2 protein-coding genes are annotated in these 8,280 nt (G+C 72.6%); both read left to right on the plus strand.

Features of this window, described 5'->3' with window-relative positions; genetic code table 11:
- Positions 1–4,320, plus strand: a 4,320-nt coding sequence (locus tag AAHZ94_RS23620; protein WP_349995010.1) for an SDR family NAD(P)-dependent oxidoreductase, incomplete at its 5' end; no start/stop codon positions are given.
- A gap of 41 nt (positions 4,321–4,361) precedes the next feature.
- The coding region (locus tag AAHZ94_RS23625; protein ID WP_349995011.1) for a type I polyketide synthase at positions 4,362–8,280 on the plus strand (3,919 nt) is incomplete at its 3' end.

Genomic DNA, 8,280 nt, shown 5'->3' on the forward strand with positions numbered 1-8,280 from the left:
CACACCACACCCACCACCCACACCTACCTCGAACTCGGACCCGACCCCACCCTCACCACCGCCACCCAACACACCCTGGACCAGGCCGAGGCCACAGGGGAGCTTGGTGGCAGGGGCGCGCCGCGTACGGTGGCGACGCTGACCCGTAAGCAGCCCGAGCTGGTCGCCTTCGGCCAGGCTCTGGCCCGCTTGCACGTGGCAGGGGCCGACGTCGACTGGGCGGGCTGGTTCCCGTCCGGGCCGGCGCCGCGGGTGGTGGACCTGCCCACGTACGCCTTCCAGGGCGAGCCGTACTGGCTGATCCTCGATGACGCCGTCGGCGACATGGGGGCCGCAGGGTTGCAGCGGGTGGAGCACGCTCTGCTGCCGGTCGCCGTGGGGCTCGCCGACGGCGGCGTGCTGCTGACCGGACGGCTGTCCGCCAGCGGCGGCCGGGGTTGGTTGGCCGACCACGTGGTGGCCGGCTCGGTGCTGCTCCCGGGCGCGGCGCTGACCGAATGGGCGCTGCGCGCCGCGGACGAGGTGGGTTGCGGAGGCGTCGACGAACTGTCGCTCCAGGTGCCGCTGGTGCTGCCGCGGAGCGGCGGTCTCCGCATCCAGCTCGCCATCGGTCCGCTGACCGATGACGGCCGACGTGACCTGCGGATCTACTCCCGGCCCGACCGGGACGCAGACCTGGCGGCCGACGCCACCTGGGTGTGCCACGCCGAGGGTGTGCTCAGCCCGCCGGCGGACGGGGCGAGCCAACCGGAGCCGTTGGCCGCCGCCTGGCCTCCGGCCGGCGGGGAGCCCGTAGAGGTTGCGGGGTTCTACGAGCGGGTGGCGTCGGGTGGGTACGGGTACGGTCCGGCGTTCCAGGGTTTGCGGGCTGCGTGGCGGCTCGGGGACGAGGTGTACGCGGAGGTGGAGTTGCCCGAGTCGGTGGGGGAGCGGGAGGGTTACGGCATCCACCCGGCCCTGCTCGACGCCGCGCTCCACCCGGCCCTCCTGCTGGACGAGCCGCAGCAACCCGATGCCGACGACGACCGGGTGTGGCTGCCGTACGCCTGGCAGGGTGTGGCGCTGTGGGCCGCGCAAGCCACCGCCGTACGCGTCAGGATCACGCCGAACGCGCAGGTGGCGGACGGTGAACGCGGGCTGCGGGTGACCGTCGCCGACGCGGTGGGCGCCCCCGTACTGACGGTCGACTCCCTGGCCATGCGGCCCGCCACAGCCGACCAGCTCAAGGCCGGCGGCGAGCAGGGTGCGGACGGTCTGTTCACCCTGGACTGGACCCCACTGGCCCACCCCACCACCCCCGAGACCGCCGACGGCTGGGCGGTCGTCGGAGAGCAGGGTGCCACTGCCCTCGGCGGGCTCGCCGGCTTCGGCGACGCCGAGCCCGGCACGTACGCGGATGTGTCCGCCCTGGTCACAGCCCTGGACGCGGGAACCGCGGTGCCGCCGGTGGTACTGCTCCCCACCGCCGACCTGGCGACCCCGGAGACAACCACAGACACAGACACAGACGACGATGCGGGTACGAGCAGTGCGGTCGGGGCCGATGACGGTTCGGCGGTGGCTGCCGCCGGGTTGGCCGTGGCCGGGCGGTTGCTCGGGCAGGTCCAGGCGTGGCTGGCCGAACCGCGGCTGGCCGAGAGCCGGCTGGTGGTCGTCACCCGCGGCGCGGTAACCGCCGACGAGGTACGCGGCGACGGAGCCGTCACTGCCGACTGGGTACAGGTGCCCGCCGCCGCGGCCTGGGGCCTGATCCGCAGCGCGCAGACCGAGAACCCGGGCCGCTTCGTGCTCCTCGATCTCGACCCGGCCGACGACCGTGGCACGGAGGGTGCGGGCACCCCGTCCGAGGCCAAGGCCGTCGACCTCCCCGGTGTCGTCGCACTCGCCGCCACGGCCGACGAGCCGCAGCTCGCCGTGCGCGCCGGACGCACCCTGGTGCCCCGGCTCGTGCGCGCCGGCACCGACAGTGGCGACATCGTCGGCCCGGCCGGCGAACGCGCCTGGCGCCTGGAACTCCAGGGCGCCGCCACCCTGGACAACGTGGTCCCGGTGCCCTGCCCCGACATCCTCCAACCGCCCGCCGCCGGTCAGGTCCGCATCGAGGTACATGCGGCAGGCGTCAACTTCCGCGATGCGCTGATCAGCCTTGGCATGGTCCCAGGTCAGGTCGGCCTCGGCGGGGAAGGCGCCGGTGTGGTCACCGCAGTCGGCCCCGACGTCACCCACGTCGCCGTCGGCGACCGGGTGATGGGCATCTTCGACCGCGCCTTCGGCCCCACCGCCCTCACCAACGCCCACATGGTCGCCCCCGTACCCGAGGGTTGGACCTTCCACCAAGCAGCCGCGGTGCCGACGGTGTTCCTGACTGCGTGGTACGGGTTGGTGGATTTGGGTGGGTTGGTTGCGGGTGAGTCGGTGTTGATTCATGCGGGGACGGGTGGGGTGGGGATGGCGGCGGTGCAGATCGCGCGTCATCTGGGTGCTGAGGTGTTTGCGACGGCGAGTCCTGCCAAGCACGGTGTGTTGGAGGAGTTGGGTGTTGATGCGGGGCATCGGGCGAACTCGCGGGATCTCGACTTCGAGTCGGTGATCCGGGAGGCGACTGGTGGTCGGGGTATGGATGTGGTGCTCAACAGCCTGGCGGGCGAGTTCGTCGACGCCTCGTTGCGGCTCCTCACCGACGGCGGACGGCTCCTGGAGATGGGCAAGACCGACATCCGCGACCCGGAGGTCATGGCAGCCGCCTACCCCGGCACCCGCTACCAGGTGTACGACCTGGTCACCGACGCGGGGCCGGAGCACATCGGGCGCATGCTCGGTTCGCTCAGTGAACTCTTCACCAGTGGCGCGCTGACCCCGCCCCCGCTGCGGGTGTGGCCGCTGGCCAGGGCCCGGCAGGCGTTGCGCCACCTCAGCCAGGCCAAGCACACGGGCAAGCTCGTCCTCGACGTGCCGGCGGCGGTCGACCCCGAAGGCACCGTCCTGATCACGGGTGGCACCGGAACCCTCGGTGCCCTCGTCGCCGAACACCTCGTCAGCGCCCACGGCCTGCGCCACCTGCTGCTCGTCAGCCGACGCGGCCCGGCGGCCGAAGGGGCCGAAGCGCTCGCCACACGACTGGCCGAACTCGGAGCCGAGCCTCGTATCGTCGCCGCGGACGTGGCCGACGCGACGGCGGTCGCCGACCTCATCGCCGGCATCGACCCGGCCCACCCGCTCACCGGCGTCATCCACGCCGCCGGCGTGCTGGACGACGCCGTCATCACCGCGCAGACCCAGGAGGGGCTGGCCCGGGTGTGGGCCGCCAAGGCCACGGCCGCCGCCCACCTGCACGCGGCCACCGCGAACAGCCGGCTGGCCATGTTCGTCCTGTTCTCCTCGTCGGCGGCCACCCTGGGCAGCCCGGGACAGGCCAACTACGCGGCGGCCAACGCCTTCTGCGACGCCCTGGCCGCCCACCGCCGGGGCCTGGGACTGCCCGCGGTCTCCATCGCCTGGGGACTGTGGGCCAACGCCAGCGGCATGACGGGCAACCTCGCCGAAGCCGACCTGGCCCGCATGGCACGCTCCGGCATCGCCGCCATGCCGAGCCCGTACGCCCTCGGCCTGCTGGACGCGGCGCTCCACCACGGCGCGCCGGGCCTGGTCGCGGCCGACATCAACCCGCGCGCCCTGGCCACCCAGCCGGCCGACGCGCTCCCCGCCTCGCTGCGCGCCCTGGTGGCGGCGAGCACGGGAGCCACCCGCGGCCGGCGCACCGCCACCGCGGGCGGCGGGCAACCCGTCGACTGGGCGGGCCGGCTGGCCGGGCTCCCCGCCGAGGAACAGCTCCGCACGCTGGTCACCCTGGTCCGGGGCAACGTCGCCACCGTACTGGGCCACGCCGACGCCGAAGCGGTGGACGCCGACGCCAACTTCAAGGACCTGGGCTTCGACTCGCTGACCGCCGTGGAACTGCGCAACCGGCTCGCCGCGGCGACCGGCCTGCGACTGCCCGCGGCGCTGGTCTTCGACTACCCCGAGCCCACGGTGCTGGCCGAGTTCCTCCTCCAGCGCATCGCCCCCGCCGGCGGGCCCGTCAGCGGCCCCGACGCGGTCGATCCGGTGCTCAACGATTTGGCCCGGCTTGAGAACGCGTTGATAAAGCTTGACCTGGAAGACGGCGATTCCGGTGCGGTCACGGCTCGGCTGGAGAGCCTGCTGGCGAAATGGAAGGCGGCACGCAAGCCCGCACACGAGGGCAGCGCCGTGGAGAGGCTGGAATCCGCGTCAGCGGACCAGGTTCTCGACTTCATCGACAACGAACTCGGGGTGTCCTGAATGCGCGGGACCACACCATCGCTAAGGCCGGGGGCTACCTCATGGTGAACGAAGAGAAGCTGGTCGAGTACCTCAAGCGCGTCTCCGCTGACCTGCACGAGACGCGGCTGCGGCTGCGCGAGGTGGAGCAGCGGTCGCAGGAGCCGGTGGCCGTGGTCAGCATGGCCTGCCGGTTCCCGGGCGGGGTCAGCTCCCCCGAACAACTGTGGGACCTGGTCGCGGACCGCACCGACGCCATCGGCGACTTCCCCACCGACCGCGGCTGGGACCTGGACGGGCTCTACCACCCGGACCCGGACCACCCCGGCACCAGCTATGTGAAACAGGGTGGCTTCCTCTACGACGCCGACCAGTTCGACCCGGCGTTCTTCGGCATCAGCCCGCGCGAGGCACTGGCCACCGGGCCGCAGCAGCGACTCCTCCTGGAGACCGCCTGGGAGGCGTTCGAGCGGGCCGGCATCGACCCGATATCGCTCAAGGGCAGCCAGACCGGGGTGTACACCGGCACGGCGACCACCGGCGGCAACGGCCAGGGCGAGACCCCGCAGAAGGGCTCGGAGGGTTACGCGGGCAACGCCCCCAGCCTGCTCTCCGGCCGGGTCTCCTACACGCTGGGCCTCGAAGGTCCGGCCGTGACGATCGAGACGGCCTGCTCCTCGTCGCTGGTGGCCATGCACCTGGCCGTGCAGGCGCTGCGGCAGGGTGAGTGCTCGCTGGCGCTGGCCGGCGGCGTCACCGTGATGGCCTCGCCCGAGGTGTTCACCGGGTTCTCCCGCCAGCGCGGCCTGTCACCCGACGGCCGGTGCAAGGCGTTCGCCGCCTCCGCTGACGGCACCGGCTGGGGCGAGGGCGTCGGCCTCATCCTCCTGGAGCGACTGTCGGACGCCCAGCGCAACGGCCACCGGGTGCTGGCGCTGGTCCGCGGCTCAGCCATCAACCAGGACGGTGCCAGCAACGGCTTCTCCGCCCCCAACGGCCCCTCCCAACAGCGCGTCATCCGGCAGGCGTTGGCCAGTGCAAGGCTCTCGCCGTCCGAGGTGGACGCCGTCGAGGCGCACGGCACCGGCACCCGGCTGGGTGACCCCATCGAGGCCGACGCGCTGATGGCCACGTACGGCCAGGACCGCCCCGATGACCAGCCGCTGTGGCTGGGTTCGGTCAAGTCCAACATCGGCCACACCCAGGGTGCGGCCGGTGTCGCCGGTGTCATCAAGATGGTGATGGCGCTGCAACGGGAACACCTGCCGGCCTCCCTCCACCTGGACGAGCCGACCCCGCACGTGGACTGGAACGCCGGCGGCGTACGCCTGCTGACCCAACTCGTCCCGTGGCCGGCCGGCGAACGCACCCGCCGCGGTGGCATCTCCTCCTTCGGCATCTCCGGCACCAACGCCCACGTCATCGTCGAAGAGGCACCCACCACCGACGAGCAGCCCGCACCCACCCCCGGCGGACAGCCCGCCACCGGTCTGGTGCCGTGGATCGTCTCGGGTCGCACCGCCGACGCCCTACGGGGCCAGGCCGCCACCCTCGCCACCCACCTCGCCGCACGGCCGCAGGCCTCGCCGGTCGACGTCGGCTGGTCCCTGACGGCCACCCGCTCGGTCTTCGAACACCGCGCCGTCGTCGTCGGGAACAACCACGACGACCTGCTGACGGGCCTGCGCACGCTGGCCGCCGGCGAGACCCACCCCGACGTCATCACCCCGGGCACCGCGGCAGCCACCACCACCGGCGCCAGTGGCGTCGGCCCGGTGCTTGTTTTCCCTGGTCAGGGGTCGCAGTGGGTGGGGATGGGGGCAGGGTTGCTGGAAGCCTCACCCGTCTTCGCCGCGCGGGTTGCGGAGTGTGAGGGGGCGCTTGCGCCGTACGTGGATTGGTCGTTGGCTGAGGTTCTTCGTGGCGGTGTGGATGCTGCTGACCTTGGCCGGGTGGACGTGGTCCAGCCTGTGCTGTGGGCCGTCATGGTGTCGCTTGCCGCCGTGTGGGCGGATCAGGGTGTGAAGCCGGCCGCGGTCGTCGGGCACAGCCAGGGTGAGATCGCCGCGGCCGTCGTCGCCGGCGCGCTGTCTCTGGAGGACGGTGCGAAGGTGGTGGCTTTGCGCAGCAAGGCGTTGCGCAAGTTGGCTGGCGGCGGTGCGATGGCATCCCTCGCACTCAGTCAGGACAAGGCGGTTGGTTTCCTGGCTGGGCTTGGCGAGGCGGCGTCGGGTGCGGGTGTAGCGGCGGTCAACGGGCCTGGCTCCACGGTGATTTCGGGTCCGCCCGAGCACGTACAGCACGCGGTGACCGCGCTGGAGGAATCGGGTGGTCGGGCGCGGCTGATCGACGTGGACTACGCCTCGCACAGTCCCCAGGTGGATGAGATCGCCGACGAGTTGCGGAAGGTGCTGGCGGGGATCACCCCCACGAGTTCGTCCGTGGCCTTCTACTCGACGGTCACCGCCGAGCGGGTCGACACCGCGGTGCTCGACACCGACTACTGGGTGACCAACCTCCGCGAGCGGGTCGCCTTCGCCGATGCCGTACGCGTCCTGCTCGCCGACGGGCACCGCGTCTTCATCGAGGCCAGCACCCACCCCGTACTGACCATCGGGCTCCAGGAGTCCTTCGACGAGGCCGGCATCCAGGCGACAGCCGTACCCACCCTGCGGCGCGAACAGGGTGGGCTCGACCAGTTGGTGCGGTCCGTGGCGCTGGCCTTCGCCGCCGGTGCCGAGGTGGCCTGGGACGGCTGGTTCCCGACAGAACCGGCGCCCGGCACGGTGGAGTTGCCCACGTACGCCTTCCAACGCCAGCGCTACTGGCCGGCCGGCGGTGCCGGCGTCGGTGACGTCGGCGCGGCCGGGTTGCAACGCCTGGAACACGCCCTGCTGCCCGCGGCCGTGGGGCTCGCCGACGGCGGGCTGCTGCTCACCGGCCGGCTCACGGCCCAGTCCTCGTCCTGGCTCGCCCAACACGAGGTGGGCGGTACGGTCATGGCGCCCGGCGCCGCGCTCGTCGAGTGGGCGCTGCGCGCCGCCGACGAGGTGGGCAGCGCGGGCGTGGAAGAACTGATGCTCCAGGTGCCGTTGGCGCTGCCCGCCTCCGGCGGGGTGCGGGCCCAGGTCGTGATCGGCCCGGCCGATGACGACGGCCGGCGCACCCTCCAGATCTACTCCCGGCCCGACCAGGACACCGATCTCGGCGGCGACGCCGGCTGGGTGTGCCACGCGGACGGTCTGCTGAGCCCGCCGAACACGGCGCCGGACGCACCCGCACGCCTGGACGGCACCTGGCCGCCGGTCGGGGCGTCGGCGGTGGACGTACAGGATCTGTACGAGCGCGCCGCAGGCCGCGGGTACGGGTACGGGCCTGCGTTCCAGGGGCTCAAGGCGGCCTGGCGGCAGGGCCCGCACGTCTACGCCGAACTCGAACTGCCGGAGGCGGCCGGCGACCGGGAAGGCTTCGGCATCCACCCGGCGCTCCTCGATGCCGCCCTGCACCCCGCACTGCTGCTGGACGACCCCGCGGCCCATGCCGACGCCGCTGCTGATGCCGAGCAGGTGTGGCTGCCGTTCGTATGGAGCGGCGTCGCGCTGTGGGCCGCCGAAGCCGGCAGCGTACGTGTGCGCATCTCGCCCGAGACACAGGGCTCCGACGACGAACGGGCGCTCCAGGTGACCGTCGCCGACGCGGTGGGCGCGCCGGTGCTCACCGCCGATGCCGTCACCATGCGCCCGGCCACCGCCGAACACCTGAAGACCGCGGGCCGCGGTGCTGACGGGCTGTTCACCGTTGACTGGCTGCCGGTGCCTGGTGGTGTGACGGACGTCGATGTGGTGGGTGGGGTTTCGGGTTGGGCTGTGGTGGGGGCGGATGTTTGGGGTTTGGGTGGTTTGGTTGGTGTGGGTGGGGTGTGGGGTTCGTTGGGTGGGTTGGTGGAGTCGGTGCGTGGTGGTGGGGTGGTTCCTTCGGTGG

Source organism: Streptomyces sp. HSW2009 (assembly GCF_040240285.1).
In the GTDB taxonomy this organism is placed as follows: domain Bacteria; phylum Actinomycetota; class Actinomycetes; order Streptomycetales; family Streptomycetaceae; genus Streptomyces.